Here is a 14,313-nt window from a genome sequence, read left to right as displayed (position 1 = left end):
GCGAAGAGGGCGAGGACAGCGCCGACCCCGCCCCACCTGGTGGAAGAGCACCTGAACAGGGTCAGGGGGCGTTGCCAACGTCCGCGGTGTTGCTGAGCCGCCCGGCGGAGCATCCGTACGGGTCTCAGGACATGCTGCCCCGGCACACCGTGCCCACGGCCGGGGTGTGGCCCGTGCGGAGGTATGTGTCGACCGTCTTCGTGACGCAGCGGTTCTGCGGGTAGGTGCCGTGGCCCTCCTCCTCGGCGGTCAGGAGGACGCCGACGCCGTCGCCCAGGGCGTGGGCCATGTGGCGGGCGCCGGGGTAGGGGGTGGTCGGGTCGCCGGTGCCGCCGACGACCAGGACGGGGGCGGCGCCGTCGGCGTTCACCTGGGGCGTGGCGCGCTCGCCGTCGAACGGCCAGTCGTAGCAGAGGTAGACGCCGGTGGACCAGGCCTCGCCGAAGACGGGCGAGGCGGCCTTGACGCGGGCCTCGTCCCGGTCGAGGCGTTCGAAGCCGGGGCGCAGGCTGGAGTCCGCGCAGGTGATCGCGGTCTGGGCGGTGCGGCTGTTGTCGTGCGGGGTCGCCGCCCGGTCGGCGGATCCGGTGTCGTCCGCGCCCTTGCTCAGCGGACGGCCGTCGTTGTCGTCGATCAGCGCGGTGAGGGCCTTGGCGAGCGGCTCCCAGCCGTCCGTGCCGCGGACGAGATGGTCGCCGACGGCGTGCGCGAGGTCGTCGGCGTCGAGGTTCCTTCCGGCGCCGGCCGGGGCGGGCTTCTTCTTCAGGCGGTCGGCCAAGCCCGCCATGCGCCGCTCGGCCTCCTCGGGCCCGTCACCGGTCGGGCAGTGGCGGATACGGGCCGCGCAGTGCGCGGCGAACCGGTCGAACGCCGCCTGGACCGCCTTGACCTGGGACACCTGCTGCTCGCTGAGATCCTCGGTCGGATCGACGGGCGCTTCCAGGACGAGCCGTCCGACGTGCGACGGGTACAGGTGGGCGTAGACCGCGCCGAGCGTCGTTCCGTGCGAGACGCCGAAGTAGTGCAGCCGCTCGTCGCCGAGGAGGTAGCGCATCAGGTCGAGGTCGCGCGCGGTGTGCGAGGTGCCGACGAACGGGAGGATCGCCCCGGAGTGCTCGGCGCAGGCGTCGGCCCCGTCGTAACCGGTGTCGTCCGCGGTCTTCCCGCAGCGCACGGGGATGGTCGCGCCGACGCCGCGAGGGTCGAAGGAGACCAGGTCGTAGCGGTCGAGGAGCGGCTCGTACTGCTTGAGGCGTTCGGGGAGTCCGCTCACGCCCGACACGCCGGGGCCGCCGAAGTTGAGGACGAGCGAGCCGATGCGCCGGGCGTTCGGGCCGGTGGCCTTGCGGCGGATCAGGGCGACGTCGATCGTCCTGCCGTCCGGTTTCCGGTAGTCGAGGGGGGCCTTCATGGCGGCGCAGTCGTAGCCCTTGCGCGCGGTGGGCGGCGAGGTGCAGCGGGACCAGCGGAGGTGCTGGCCGGTGGTGAGCGCGGCGGGCAGACCGGGGGGCGGGTTGCTCGCGGTGAGCTCCGTACGCGGCTGCGCGCTCCCGCCGGGAGCGTCGCGCTGGAGCCAGGCGCCGACGGCGCCGATCGCGGCGAGGAGGACCCCCGCGACGACGAGTGCACCGGCCGAGAGGCCCGGTCTGCTGCTTCTCGTCGGATGTGCGCCACTCATCGAAATCCCCGCGCTCCCGCCCCTGGACGCCCGCCCCGTGCCCGCACGCCCGTACCCGTACCCGTGATCGTCCGACCGTCCGATCGTCGAATGCGTGCAGGCTACAAGCCGCCTCCGACAGCACGGCCGACGCCCGGCGTTCACGGGGTCATGCCGTCGGTGATCAGTAGTGGCTCGTCACTACGACGTAGAGGCAGGCAACGGCCGCGGCCGTGCAGAGGAGGGCGACGGTGATCAGCGTGCAGCCGAGTGCTCCGGTGGTCCAGGCGATGGTTGACCAGGCGCGCCGGGTCGCTCGGGCGGCTTGCTGGGCGGCTCGCTGGTATTCGCTGTCATCGTCGTCCATTTCCGGGCCAGGAGAGCACGCGAGGGCGTAAAAGTCACCTGGGTGCTCGCCCCGGGGGAGGTCCCGCGCTTTCGTGGTACCGGGCGCGGGCCTTCCGCACGGCGTCGAGTGCGGCGCCCGCGCTCGCGCCGTCGACGTTGAGCGGGGGGTTCAGGCGGGTGATCAACTCGCGTTCCACCGGGAGCGGGTCAGGGTGTTCGGCCCACGTGAGGGTCAGGTGCTCGTGCATCCATGCGGTGAGACGCTCCTCGTCCTCCGGGACGAGGACCACCCGGTCCGTCCGCACCGTCCGGTAGCCCTCCGTGGGCATGAGCAGGCCCGCCAGTGTGCGTCGCAGCGTGGAACTTCCGGAGCGGCGCAGGTGGTTGGACGTGATGCGGGTGCGCAGGCGGGTGGCCTTGCCGAGGTAGAGCAGCCGGTGTCCGGGATCCGCCGGGTTCACCGGTCCCGGGAAGGAGGGGAGCGCGCTCTGCGGGGCCCACCAGGCGTACAGCCCCGCGGTCCTCGGCAGGGCGGCCGCGGCCTCGGACAGCGAACGCGGCGAGGTGAACAGGGCCTCGCTGGGCGGTCGTACGGCTGGTTGCTCCGGCATGGCCGCAGGATAGGGGCATGGGCAGCGGCCTACGAGGGCCTTGTTCGGATCGGTCTCACTGCCTGCTCAGTGCCCGCGACACCCCCGCCGTCACCGTCGTCGCCAGGATCCAGCCGGACGCGATCAGGGTGTACGAGAGCCACTGGCCGGGGCCCCGGGGGGCGAAGGCGGGTTCCTGGCCGAAGGTGATGATGGGGACGAGGAGGTCGAGGGTGTAGAAGACGGCGTTGAAGGGGGGCGCCTTGCCGGGGTCGAGGGGGTCCGGGGTGTGCAGGGCGAAGTAGAGGGCGCCGCAGGCCAGTAGGGCCAGGAGCCAGAGACCGGCGCGGAGGGGACGGTAGCCGTAGCCCACGGCGGCGTCCTGGACGTGGCCCCAGAGGCGGGTGTGGGCGGGGCGGCCGGCGCGGCGGTGACGTTGTTTGGCCAGGAGGACCGTGCGGGCCTCGTCGTCGTGGCCGATACGCCGGTAGGCCGCCGCCAGTTGCTCGTAGGGCTGGGGGAGGTAGCCGCCGGGTGAGCGGCGGATCCAGCGGATGCGCTCGGTGGCCGACAGGGGGGTGGCCAGCGTGTCGTACGTCGTGTCGGTCAGGCGGAGGTCGGCGGGCCAGGTGTCCCGGTCGTCGTGGAGCGTGCCGAGGTGGGCGTTGCGGGCGTCCACCGTTCCGTCGACCGGGCGCCGGGTGCGCAGGTCCGCTTCCCGGGCCTGGACCGCCCGCAGGGACAGGGCGGTGCCGCCCGGGTGGGTCAGTTCGGCGTCGCGGAGACTGAGTTCCGTGCCGACGCGGGTGCCGTCGAGTTTCACCGCGCCGTCGACCGTGAGGCCGAGGCCCAGGTCGAAGTTGCGGGCGACGGTGACGTCCACCGCCTCCAGGGCGACGTCACCGGTGTTGCTCAGCCGGGCGCCGCAGAAGCCGATGGCCGCCCCGACCGTGGCGCCGGAGAGGATGAGCCGGCCCTCGGCGCTGAAGCCGGGGTGGCAGGTGAAGTCCTCGGTGACGCGCACGTGGTAGGCGTCCAGGGCGTGGCGGCCGGGGGCGTGGAGCGAGGCGCCCTCCAGGTCGAACTCGCCGTCCACGGCCGCGCCGGACAGCCGGAACGTCCCCTCCACGGCCAGGTCGGTGCACAGTGCGTCGCCTCCCACCTGGGCGTGGACCGCCGATATCGCCTCGCCGTCCGGGAAGGTGATCTTCGTGTGGCGCAGGTCCAGGTCTCCGTTGATCTGGGTGCGGGAGAGGACCAGGGGGCCCGTGAGGCGGCAGCGGGTGAGGGTCAGTCTCGCGTCGATCTGTGCCGTGTCCGCCACGAGTCCGGGCAGGGTGCAGCCCGTCATGGCCAGCTCCCGGGTCCGGGCGCCCTTCAGCAGCGGTGCCTCGTCGAAGCGGCAGTCGGTCAGGACGACCGGTGCCGTGATCTCCGTGAACCGGAGGTCCAGGAGGCCCGTGATCCGTGCACCGGTCAGGCGGAGTGCGGGGCGGTCTCCCGGCCCGCCCGCGTCGTTGGCGCCCAGCAGCAGGGCCGCGACGACTTCGGACCGGATCGTTCGGTCCGGTGCCGCCGGGTCGTGCGGGGCGCCCGACGCGCCCGGGTCGTGCGGGGTGTCCGAGGCTGCGACGGGGCGGCCTTGCGGGTAGGCGTCCCACAACCGGCGTTCGTGGGCGTTGAGTTCGTTGAGGCGCACGAGTGACGATCTTCCTGGGGCCGCTGCCTGCCGGGCAAGCCCCCTCTTCTCCTTTCGGCCGCCTCGCCGGTCCCTTCCGCCGCCTCGCCGGCCCCGTCAGGCCCTCGCCTGCGCGCCCACCGTCACGTGCTCGCCCGGTGCGCACCGCAGCAGGCGGTCGGTGTGGCCCCTGCGGTCGGCCTCCGTGAGGAAGTCCTCCAAGGGGGAGCGGAAGACCGTGTAGTCGTTGTAGTGCACGGGCAGCGCCTGGCGCGGGCGGAGCAGGTCGAGCAGGTCGGCGCCCTGCTCGGCGTCCATGGTGACCACGAGACCGCCGGGCAGGGTCGTGCCGCCGAGGTGCAGGACGGCCAGGTGGATGTCCGGGTGGCGTACGGCGATCTCGCGCAGGCCGTCGTACATCAGGGTGTCGCCGGAGAGGTAGAGGACGAGGCGGGTCTCGCCCGTGCGGTCGCCGAACTCCAGCAGGCTGCCCATCACCGGCGGCAGCAGGAAGCGGGCGGCGCCGGGCGCATGGCGGCCGGGGAGCGAGGTGACGCGGACGGTGGAGTCGCCGCGGTGCACGGTGTACCGCTGCCAGGTGTGCAGGCCGGCGGCGCGGCGGAAGCCGTACAGGCCTTTCAGGAGGCGGGAGCCGTGCGGGGTGGTGATGAACGGCAGGCCGCGGTCCAGGCCGCGGCGGGCCACCCGGTCGAAGTGGTCGCCGTGGAGGTGGGAGAGGATCACGGCGTCCAGGTCCCCGTGCGGCAGTTCCGTCACGTCGAGGGCCGGCTCGGTGACCCGGCGCGAGACCAGTCCGTAGCCGAGGTGGGCCCGCTGGCCGCGGTGGAGGAAGTTGGGGTCCGTCAGGAGGGTCAGGTCGCCGTAGCGGATCAGCAGGGTCGCGTTGCCGATGAACTGGATGTCCGCGACGCCCTCGGGCGGCTTCCCCGGCGTCCCCTGTTCCCTCGGCTTCCCCGGCTCCGGCGGGGTGGGTGAGTGGTGCGGCACGGTCGGCTCCTTCCGTCGCTCGCGACTCCCCCGGGTACTGCCACGGGTGCTCGAAGGTCCCGGAGTCACACGTCCCGTCGGGCCGGACTGCGCGTCCCCCGGGTCAGGCGGACCGCCGCCGGGTCAGACGGACCGCCGAGGCCAGGAAGAAGACGCCGCCGAGGAAGGCGTAGCCCGCGAGGCTGCCCAGGGACGGGTCGTCGGCGCCGGCCTGCGTCACGAACGAGACGCCGGCGAGCGTCGAGACGGCGCCGCTGACGATCATCGGCCACTGGCCGCCCAGCCGGCGGCGGACGGCGCCCGCGACGAGCTGGACGATGCCCGCGGTGACGGCCCACGCGCCCCAGACGCGCAGGACGGCCGGGATGCCCGAGGTGGCGGCGAGCGCGAGGGCGAGGACCGTCAGGGAGCTGATCGCGATGTTCGCGTACAGGGGGACGGCCGGGCCGCCGTTCGCCCGCGCCGACCGGACGTCGACGATCGCGGCCCCGACGTCGAACAGCGGATAGACCAGCAGGAGCGTGGTGCTGAGCGGGCCCAGCGTGTCGGCGGTGGCGAAGAGCAGGGCGGCCCATACGGCGGCGAACGCGAAGCGGACGAAGTACAGCTTGCGCAGGGTGACGGGGACGCCGGCGGGCGGTGCGGCGACGGTCGAGGCGGACGCGGAGGCGGAGGTGGTGTCCACGGAGGGCCTTTCGGTGAGGAGGTTTGCGAGGGTGAGGTAGAACGTTCGGTCTCGTCATGCAGTCAAGAGCCTCCCACCGCCCCCTGTCAAGACCGAACGTTCTACCTCGCCACCTTGATACGGTGGCCCCATGAGCCCGAGCGCGGAAGTCCGTCCCCCCTCCGAAGCGCGAGCCCGACTGCTCGGCACCGCCACGAAGATCTTCTACTCGGAGGGCATCCACTCCGTCGGCATCGACCGGATCACCGCGGAGGCGCAGGTCACGCGGGCCACGCTGTACCGGCACTTCTCGGGCAAGGAGGATCTGATCCTCGCCTACCTCGACCAGGCCGACCGGGGCATCCGGGCGCAGGTGGCCGCGGCCGTGAGCGGTACGCCCTCCGCCGCCGGGCAGGTCCGGGCCGTCGCGCGGTCCATCGTCGACGGGATCCGGTCCCCCGGCTTCCGCGGCTGCGCCTTCCTGAACGCCGTGGCCGAGTACCCGGACCCGGAGCACCCCGTGCACCGGGCGGTGCTGGCCCACCGGCAGTGGTTCCTGGACACCGTCACGGAGCTGTTGGCGCGAGTGGGCGAGGGCCGGGGACCCGTGGACGCCGCCGGGCGGCACCTCGTCATGCTGCGGGACGGCGCGATGGCGGCCGGGTGCCTCTTCGACCCCGAGCTGATCTCCGCGACCTTCCTACACGGTGTGGAAGGGGTCCTGAGGGACGTCTCGGAAAAATCTTCCGTCTGATCCCTCCCGCCGTGTCGAGGACGCGCGTCCGGCTCCGTCCCAGGGGTGAAGGCGGCCACAATGGGCCGCATCAGCACCGAGGAGACGAGGCATCATGGCCAAGTACCTGCTGCTCAAGCACTACCGGGGCGCCCCGGCACCGGCCAACGACGTGCCGATGGACCAGTGGACGCCGGACGAGGTCTCGGCGCACATCCAGTACATGAACGACTTCGCGGCCCGGCTCGAGAAGACCGGCGAGTTCGTCGACGGGCAGGCGCTCGCCCCCGAGGGGACATGGGTGCGGTACGACGGTGAGGGGCGGCCGCCGGTCACCGACGGGCCGTTCGCCGAGACCAAGGACCTCATCGCCGGCTGGATGGTGATCGACGTCGACGACTACGAGCGCGCCGTCGAGCTGGCCGGGGAGCTGTCCGCCGCCCCGGGCGCGGGCGGGAGGCCGATCCACGAGTGGCTGGAGCTGCGTCCGTTCATGGGGGCGCACCCGACCGTCACGGAGTGACCTCCCGATGGACGCGGCTCCGACGGACGGGGATTCGGTGGACGAGGCTCCACCTGACAGGGCTCCGATGGACGAGGCCCTGATCAGGAGCCTCACCCCCGGTGTGCTGACCGTCCTCGTCCGCCGCGGGGCCGACTTCGCGGCGGCCGAGGACGCGGTCCAGGACGCGCTGGTCGAGGCGGTCCGGGGCTGGCCGGCCGACCCGCCGCGGGACCCGAAGGGGTGGCTCGTCACCGTGGCCTGGCGGCGGTTCCTCGACGCGGCCCGCGCCGACACCGCCCGCCGGCGGCGCGAGGACCGCGTCGAGGAGGAGCCGGCGCCCGGACCGGCACCGGACGCGGACGACACGCTCCAGCTGTACTTCCTGTGCGCGCATCCCTCGCTCACCCCGTCCTCCGCCGTCGCGCTCACCCTGCGCGCCGTCGGCGGGCTGACCACCCGGCAGATCGCGCGGGCGTACCTGGTGCCCGAGGCGACGATGGCCCAGCGCATCAGCCGGGCCAAGCGCACCGTCGCCGATGTCCGGTTCGACCGGCCCGGCGATGTCGCCACCGTGCTCCGCGTGCTCTACCTGGTCTTCAACGAGGGCTACTCCGGTGACGTCGACCTGGCCGCCGAGGCCATCCGGCTCACCCGGCAGCTCGCGGCCTCCGTCGACCATCCCGAGGTGGCGGGGCTGCTCGCGCTGATGCTGCTCCACCACGCCCGGCGCGCGGCCCGGACGGCGGCCGACGGCAGTCTGGTGCCGCTCGCCGAGCAGGACCGCGGCCGTTGGGACACCGTGTCGATCGCCGAGGGGGTGGAGGTCCTTCAGGCGGCGCTCGCCCGGGACCGGCTGGGCGAGTTCCAGGCCCAGGCCGCGATCGCCGCCCTGCACGCCGACGCGCCCACCGCCGGGGAGACCGACTGGGTGCAGATCGTGGAGTGGTACGACGAGCTCGCGCGGCTGACCGGCAACCCGGTGGTCCGGCTCAACCGGGCGGTCGCCGTCGGGGAGGCCGACGGCCCGCGCGCCGGGCTGGCGGCGCTCGCCGAGCTGGATGCGGCGCTGCCCCGTTACGCGGCGGTGGCGGCGTACCTGCACGAGCGCGACGGCGATGTGGACACGGCGGCACGGCTGTACGCCGAGGCGGCCCACAACGCGCCGGACCTCGCCGAGCGCGACCATCTGACGCGGCAGGCCGCCCGCCTCAACTCCCGGCGTCGTGAGGGCCGGTGACCGGCCGGGGGGCGGTCGCCGCGCCGGCACCGGTCCCGTCGGGAGCCGCGTGCAGGTCCTCCGCCCGGCCGCCCGGGTGGCGCAGTGCGCAGAAGTAGCCGATCGCGAGGGCGACGGCCATGCCGTAGAAGACCCACTGGTTGGCCTCGGCGAAGTCGAGGCGGATCGCGGGCATCGCGTCCCGCATCGCGGTCTCGGTCGGGCCGTCGCCCGTGGGGGTGCGGGTGTCCGCGTTGCCGGTGATCGCCTCCGTGACGTCCCGGGCCATGGAACGCCGGTCGTCGGCCGGTACTCCGCGGGTGCTCAGGGTCTCCTCGACCCGGTCGGTCATGGAGTGCGTCAGCAGGGTGCCGAAGACGGCCAGGCCGACGCTGGCGGCGTAGTTGCGGACGGTCTGGGTGATGCCGGTGACCTCGCCGTAGGAGGAGTCGATCGAGCGGTTGACGGCGTCCGTCGACGCGGGGGCGAGGACGAAGCCGATGCCCGCGCCCGCGAGGGCGGCGTAGGGCCACTGGTCGTGCATGGACAGGTCGGTGAGTTTGCCGGCCCACAGCGCGAAGCCGACGGCGCCCAGGGCGCAGCCGATCCGCAGCGCCGGGCGGGCGCCCCGCCTGTCGAGGATGCGGCCGCCCCACTGGGAGGCGAGGGCGAACCCGGCGAAGAAGTACAGCAGGTACAGGGCGGCCTGGTTGGGTGAGGCGCTGAGCGAGACCTGGGCGTAGACCGAGGCGAAGAAGAACAGCGGGACGAACGCCAGCATGGCGAAGAAGAGCACCAGCGCGTCCACGGTGAACGCGCGGTCGCGGAAGACCGCGAGGTTGACCAGGGGGTGGCGGGTGCGCAGTTCGTAGCGGCAGAAGGCGTAGAGGATCGCGAGGCCGCCCGCGATGCAGACCCAGGTCGCCGCGTTGTCCCAGCCCCAGGTCGCCGACTGCTGGAAGCCGAGCACGCTCAGCCCCATGCCGGCGACGATCAGCAGGGCGCCCTTCACGTCCAGCGACTCCTCGCGCCGGCGGTCGGGAATCCCGGCCAGCGCGGTCAGGATCAGCGCCGCGATCGCCACGGGGACGTTGACCCAGAAGATCGCCCGCCAGGTCCAGGACGTCAGCCAGCCGCCGAGCAGCGGGCCCACGGCGGTCAGGGCGCCGGTGAGGCCGAAGAAGAGGGCGAGCGCGCGGCCCCGGCGCCCGACCGGGAACACCGCGACGACCACGGCGAGCGCGGCCGGGAAGAGCAGCGCGGCGCCCAGGCCCTGGACGGCGCGGAAGACGATGAGCCAGGCCAGCGCGTAGTCGCCGGAGGGCACGCAGCCGCACAGGACCGAGGCGAGGACGAAGACCAGGGTGCCGACGACGACCACGCGGCGTGGGCCCCACAGGTCGGCGAGGCGGCCGCCCAGGGCGAAGAAGGCGGCCAGGGCCAGCAGGTAGGCGTTGATCACCCACTGCATGCCGGAGGCGGACAGGCCGAGTTCGGAGACGATGTCGGGGGCGGCGATCGAGACGATCGTCTGGTCGATGAACGTCATCGCCACCGCGAACATCATGGCGGCGAGGGCCAGCGACTGGGAGGGAGGGCGGCCACCCGGCGTGCTCGGGTCCCGCTCCGTCTGCGTTCCACTCACCCGGCCAGTCTGCGTCCGCCCGGGGGACCGCGCATCCGGGCGCGGGACCGCGCCGGAACGGCCCGTACGGCACCCCTAGGCGCGGCGCCCGTACTCCGCGAGGGCCGGTGTCAGCAGGTCGAAGGCGCGGGGCGCCTCCCGCGCCAGCACCTCGGCGATCTCCGGGTTGGCGTGCCCCGACAGGGTCAGTTCCTGGATGCGGGCGAACAGGACGCGGTGGACCCCGCCGAGCAGGGCGGCGGCCGTACGGGGGGTGACGTCGTCGGGCGGGGTGCCGGTCGCGCCGGCCAGGGCGGCGGCCAGTGCCTCCTCCCGCCGGTCGTGGAGGCCGCGCAGACACGCGGTGAGGGTGGGGCTGTCGGCGATCATGCGGGTGAACGCCTCGCCGGCGAAGCCCGCGACGGGGTCCTGGGCCGCCACGGCGGCCAGGAAGGCGTGGCGCAGGGCCGACAGCGGCGTCTCGCCGGCTCCGCGTGCCGTCACGGTGGCGGCCAGGGCGGCGACGAACTCGTCCTGGTGGTCCAGGGCCAGGTCCTCTTTGCGCGGGAAGTAGTTCGTCACCGTCTTCTTGGCGACCCGGGCGGCGTCGGCGATCTCGGCGATCGTCGTGTGCTCGAAGCCGCGCTCGATGAACAGCCTGGTGGCGTGGTCGGAGATCAGCTGCCGCGTCTCGCGCTTCTTGGTCTCGCGCAGGCCCAGCGGCGGGGTGTCGTTCAGGTCCATGGGGAGAATCTTACCTCCGTAGCAATTTTATGTTGATTAACAGGATCGCCTCGGGGTAACTTTACTCTCGATGAACGAATTCAACGAGAGTCACGACACCGGCTCCGTACGGGAGTTCACCGTGAGCGACGCGGACGCCGGTCCCTACGCGCTGACGGAAGGCCCGGACGGCGCCCTGTGGTTCACCCTCGTCCACCGGGGCGCGGTCGCCCGCAGGGACCCGGACGACGGACTGGTCACCGTCCACCCGGTCGGCGACGGACCGACCGTGATCACGGCGGGCCCGGACGGCGCCGTGTGGTTCACCGAGTACCGGGCGCACCGCATCGGCCGCCTCACCCCCGAGGGCGACTACGCGTCCTTCGCGCCCCGCACACCCGGGGGCGGGCCGTTCGGCATCACGGCGGGACCGGACGGCGCGATGTGGTTCACGCTCTCCTCGGCCGACCGCGTCGGCCGCGTCACCGTGGACGGCGAGGTCACCGAGTATCCGGCGCCCGGCGCCTTCCCGTCCGCCCTCACGACCGGGCCCGACGGCGCCCTGTGGTGCACGCTCAACCAGGGCAACGCCGTGGGACGGCTGACCACCGACGGCCACGGCACCGCGTACCCGCTGCCGACCGAGGGTGCCGGGCCGGTGGGCATCGCCGCGGGTCCCGACGGCGCGCTGTGGTTCACCGAGATCGGGGCCGGGCGGATCGGCCGGATCACCGTCGACGGCGCCGTCACCGAGTACCCGCTGCCCGACCCCGCGGCCAAGCCGCACGCGGTGACGGCCGGGCCCGACGGCGCGCTGTGGTTCACCGAGTGGGGCGGTGGCCGGGTCGGCCGGATCACCGTCGACGGCGACATCACCTCGTACGCGCTCTCCCGCACCGACTGCGAACCGCACGGCATCACCGCACACGACGGCGCCCTGTGGTGCGCCCTGGAAACCGGCTCCCTGGCCAGAATCGAGGTCCGGCCTTGACCGACCCCACCGTCGAGCCCGCGCCCGCTCCGGGTGCCGCTCCCGACCCGGAGGTGCTGCACCCCCTCGCGCAGCACCCGCGCGTCGTCCTGCTCAAGCCCCTCGTCACCGACGAGCGCATCCAGGTCGGCGACTTCACCTACTACGACGACCCCGACGACGCCACCGCCTTCGAGACCCGCAACGTGCTCTACGCCTACGGCCCGGAGCGGCTGATCATCGGCAAGTACTGCGCGATCGCCACCGGCACCCGCTTCCTGATGGCCGGGGCCGAGCATCCCACCATGGGCGTGTCGACGTTCCCGTTCACCATGTTCGGCGGCGCCTGGGGCGAGGCCACGCTCGACCTGGTCACCGGCATGCCCAGCCGCGGCGACACCGTCGTCGGCAACGACGTGTGGTTCGGCTACGGCGCCACCGTCATGCCCGGCGTGCGCATCGGGGACGGCGCGATCATCGCCGCCGGGTCGCTGGTCACCGGGGACGTACCGCCGTACACCGTGGTCGGCGGCAGTCCGGCCCGGCCCATCCGCACCCGGTACGACGCCGAGGACGTCGCGCGGCTGCGACGGGCCGCGTGGTGGGACTGGCCGGTCGAACTGGTCACCCGCCACGTGCGGACGATCATGTCGGGCACCCCGGCCGAGATCGAGGCCGTCGCGACGAAGGAGCTGCCCTGACCGCTGCCGCGCCGTCCCCCGGCCACGCCCCCTCCCGCACCCCGGACCGGTCCGCCGCAGGACCCACGGAAGGAAGCACCCGCTTGACCGACCCGACGCACTCCCCCGCCTCCGACGCCGCCGCCCCCGTCTTCGACGCCGCCGCCGAGTTCGACCGGCAGGTCCGCACCCTCGTCGCGCTCGGCTGCCCGGCGCTGTCCGGCCGCTCCCCCGAGCAGTTCACCGAACTGGTCGCACCGCTGCGCGCCGAGGCCGTGGCCCGCGCGGACTCCTCGGCGTCCGCGGGGACTTCGGCGGCGTACGACCCCGCCGTCACCGGCCGGGTGCCCTTCGTCCTGGTCGTCGGGCGCCAACTGGCCCCGATCGAGGCGACCATGCCGCTGACCACGCTGCACGGCGGCCGGCTGCCCGGGTTCGTCGACCGCAGCTTCGAACCGGGCTCCCTGGAGCGGTTCGTCGCCACCGAGCCGGCCCGGCCGCCCGGTACGGACGGCGTCCACCTGCTGTGCGACGTCGAGCGCGGGGAGGAGTTCTGCGGGGTCGTGCCGGGTGACGCGATGGCCACCGTCGCCGGGCGGGGCCGCACCCTGCTCACCATCGAGGAGGGCATCGCCCTGCTGACCCACGTCCCGGAGATCCTGGTCAAGAACAAGTGCTTCTCGCTGGGCGGTTCACGGTGCGGGGACCGCCGGGTCCCGGCGCTCTGGATCAGCAAGCGGGCCCCGAAGCTCGGCTGGTGCTGGGAGGGCAACCCGCACACCTGGCTCGGTATGGCGTCCGCCGGGGCGCGTCACGCCTGAGCGCCGTCCGGCGCCTGGTAGCGCAGCAGCAGCATCGCCGCGTCGTCGTGGTGGGGCCCCGCCGCGTGCCGTACGAGGTCCTCGCGCAGGGCGTCGAGGGCGCGGTGGGCGTCGGGGTCCTTCAGCAGGTGGGCGCGGTCGGCGAGCGGGTAGAAGTCGCCGCGCTCGTCGCGGGCCTCCGTGACGCCGTCGGTGTAGAGGAGCAGTTGGTCGCCCGGGAGGAAGGGCACCGGGAAGGGGGCGGGGCCGGGGCCGCCGTGCGCGGCCAGGCCCAGCGGGAGGGCGTGGACGGGCGGCTCCGGGAAGTCGGCGGTGCCGTCGCCGTGGACGAGCAGCGGCGCGGGGTGGCCGTAGTTGAGGAGGACCGCGCGGTGGTCGTGGCCTATCTCGGCGAGGACGGCGGTGACGAACTTCTCGTCCTCCAGCTCCCGGGCGACGCTGCGCTCGAGCCGCTCCCCCAGTTTGACCAGGTCCTTCTCGTCGTACGCCGCCTCCCGGAAGGCCCCGAGCACACGGGCCGCGGTCTCCACGGCCGCGAGGCCCTTGCCCTGGACGTCGCCGACGATCACCCGGACGCCGTGCGGCGAGGCCACCACCTCGTACAGGTCGCCGCCGATCCGGGCCTCCGCGACCGCCGAGGTGTAGGAGACGGCCGCGTGCAGCGGGCCCGCGGTCAGCGGGACCGGGCGCAGCAGGACCCGCTGGGCCACCTCCGCGATCGAGCGCACGCTGGCCAGCTCGGCCTCGCGGCGCGAACGCATCACGGCCGCCGCGATGCCGACGCCGGTCACGCCGGCCACCGACATCATGGCGGTGTAGCCGCGGGGGCGGTCGAAGAGCCCGTTGTACATGCCGAGGCCGACACAGAGCAGGAGCGCGGCCAGTCCGATCACCGCGGTGCGCCGCCAGCCGCCGACCAGCCCGGCGAAGGCGGGGCCCAGCGACACCAGGGGCAGCAGCCCCACGCCCGGGCCCATCGTGAGGTCCACGGTGGCGACCACCGCCATGGCGGCGACCGGCATCCAGGACAGCAGCGCCGCGGAACCGGGCGACGACGCCTTCTTCGCGATCATGACTACTCCGGTGTCGCAGCGCT

The 14,313-nt window shown here is 73.7% G+C and carries 15 protein-coding genes; 6 read left to right on the top strand and 9 right to left on the bottom strand.

All coding sequences use genetic code 11. The features are described 5' to 3' along the window. Window positions 1-124: 124 nt before the first annotated feature. The 6 genes from OHA99_RS21605 to OHA99_RS21580 all read right to left on the bottom strand — a co-directional run bounded on the left by OHA99_RS21605 (window position 125) and on the right by OHA99_RS21580 (window position 5,966). Entirely contained in the window at window positions 125-1,678 is a 1,554-nt protein-coding gene (locus OHA99_RS21605) for an alpha/beta hydrolase (RefSeq protein ID WP_405697315.1), read from the bottom strand. Window positions 1,679-1,841: 163 nt separating this feature from the next. Next, window positions 1,842-2,024 carry a hypothetical protein gene (locus OHA99_RS21600; RefSeq protein WP_381497849.1) on the bottom strand — a complete coding sequence of 61 codons (183 nt, stop codon included), beginning with the start codon at window positions 2,022-2,024 and terminating at the stop codon, window positions 1,842-1,844. A 34-nt stretch (window positions 2,025-2,058) separates the two neighbouring features. Continuing rightward, window positions 2,059-2,616 carry a GIY-YIG nuclease family protein gene (locus OHA99_RS21595; RefSeq protein WP_381497847.1) on the bottom strand — a complete coding sequence of 186 codons (558 nt, stop codon included), beginning with the start codon at window positions 2,614-2,616 and terminating at the stop codon, window positions 2,059-2,061. Between the two features lie 55 nt (window positions 2,617-2,671). Beyond that, window positions 2,672-4,294 carry an oxidoreductase gene (locus OHA99_RS21590; protein ID WP_381497845.1) on the bottom strand — a complete coding sequence of 541 codons (1,623 nt, stop codon included), beginning with the start codon at window positions 4,292-4,294 and terminating at the stop codon, window positions 2,672-2,674. 96 nt (window positions 4,295-4,390) lie between these two features. Next, window positions 4,391-5,281 carry an MBL fold metallo-hydrolase gene (locus tag OHA99_RS21585; RefSeq protein ID WP_405697310.1) on the bottom strand — a complete coding sequence of 297 codons (891 nt, stop codon included), beginning with the start codon at window positions 5,279-5,281 and terminating at the stop codon, window positions 4,391-4,393. 103 nt (window positions 5,282-5,384) lie between these two features. Continuing rightward, complete coding sequence (locus tag OHA99_RS21580) at window positions 5,385-5,966, bottom strand: hypothetical protein (RefSeq protein WP_153179379.1); 582 nt, start codon at window positions 5,964-5,966, stop codon at window positions 5,385-5,387. Between the two features lie 130 nt (window positions 5,967-6,096). Here OHA99_RS21580 and OHA99_RS21575 point away from each other — a divergent pair, with 130 nt between their 5' ends. From OHA99_RS21575 to OHA99_RS21565, 3 genes are all read left to right on the top strand, one after another. Then, on the top strand, window positions 6,097-6,699 hold the full coding sequence (locus tag OHA99_RS21575) for a TetR/AcrR family transcriptional regulator (RefSeq protein WP_405697308.1): 603 nt from the start codon (window positions 6,097-6,099) through the stop codon (window positions 6,697-6,699). Between the two features lie 94 nt (window positions 6,700-6,793). Then, window positions 6,794-7,201 (top strand): YciI family protein, encoded by a 408-nt coding sequence (locus tag OHA99_RS21570; protein WP_108989348.1) that lies wholly within the window; start codon window positions 6,794-6,796, stop codon window positions 7,199-7,201. Window positions 7,202-7,268: 67 nt separating this feature from the next. Beyond that, a complete protein-coding gene (locus OHA99_RS21565) occupies window positions 7,269-8,420 on the top strand; it encodes an RNA polymerase sigma factor (RefSeq protein ID WP_153179377.1) in 1,152 nt (383 codons plus the stop codon). On the opposite strand, the gene OHA99_RS21560 is transcribed toward OHA99_RS21565, so the two are convergent. Beyond that, complete coding sequence (locus OHA99_RS21560; protein ID WP_153181913.1) at window positions 8,392-9,966, bottom strand: MFS transporter; 1,575 nt, start codon at window positions 9,964-9,966, stop codon at window positions 8,392-8,394. The genes OHA99_RS21565 and OHA99_RS21560 overlap by 29 nt on opposite strands. Before the next feature lie 153 nt (window positions 9,967-10,119). Next, window positions 10,120-10,767: a TetR/AcrR family transcriptional regulator gene (locus OHA99_RS21555; RefSeq protein ID WP_153179376.1), complete on the bottom strand. Its 648-nt coding sequence runs from the start codon at window positions 10,765-10,767 to the stop codon at window positions 10,120-10,122. A gap of 70 nt (window positions 10,768-10,837) precedes the next feature. Between OHA99_RS21555 and OHA99_RS21550 the strand changes: the two genes are divergently transcribed. The 3 genes from OHA99_RS21550 (at window position 10,838) to OHA99_RS21540 (ending at window position 13,217) form a co-directional block, all read left to right on the top strand. Then, entirely contained in the window at window positions 10,838-11,737 is a 900-nt protein-coding gene (locus OHA99_RS21550; protein WP_153179375.1) for a virginiamycin B lyase, read from the top strand. After that, a complete protein-coding gene (locus OHA99_RS21545) occupies window positions 11,734-12,417 on the top strand; it encodes a CatB-related O-acetyltransferase (RefSeq protein ID WP_153179374.1) in 684 nt (227 codons plus the stop codon). The genes OHA99_RS21550 and OHA99_RS21545 overlap by 4 nt, the downstream gene beginning before the upstream one ends. A gap of 83 nt (window positions 12,418-12,500) precedes the next feature. Beyond that, the gene (locus tag OHA99_RS21540) at window positions 12,501-13,217 is read left to right on the top strand and encodes a DUF5701 family protein (protein WP_366472194.1); all 717 of its coding nucleotides are present in this window, start codon (window positions 12,501-12,503) and stop codon (window positions 13,215-13,217) included. Here the strand turns inward: OHA99_RS21540 and OHA99_RS21535 are convergent. After that, a complete protein-coding gene (locus OHA99_RS21535) occupies window positions 13,208-14,290 on the bottom strand; it encodes a PP2C family protein-serine/threonine phosphatase (protein WP_153179372.1) in 1,083 nt (360 codons plus the stop codon). The two genes, OHA99_RS21540 and OHA99_RS21535, sit on opposite strands and share 10 nt — an antisense overlap. Window positions 14,291-14,313: the final 23 nt, after the last annotated feature.

The sequence above is a fragment of the Streptomyces coelicoflavus genome, assembly GCF_045041415.1.
Classification (GTDB): domain Bacteria; phylum Actinomycetota; class Actinomycetes; order Streptomycetales; family Streptomycetaceae; genus Streptomyces; species Streptomyces coelicoflavus.
The sequence above is the reverse complement of the archived record's forward strand: the minus strand, read 5'-3'. Positions and strand labels throughout refer to the sequence as shown.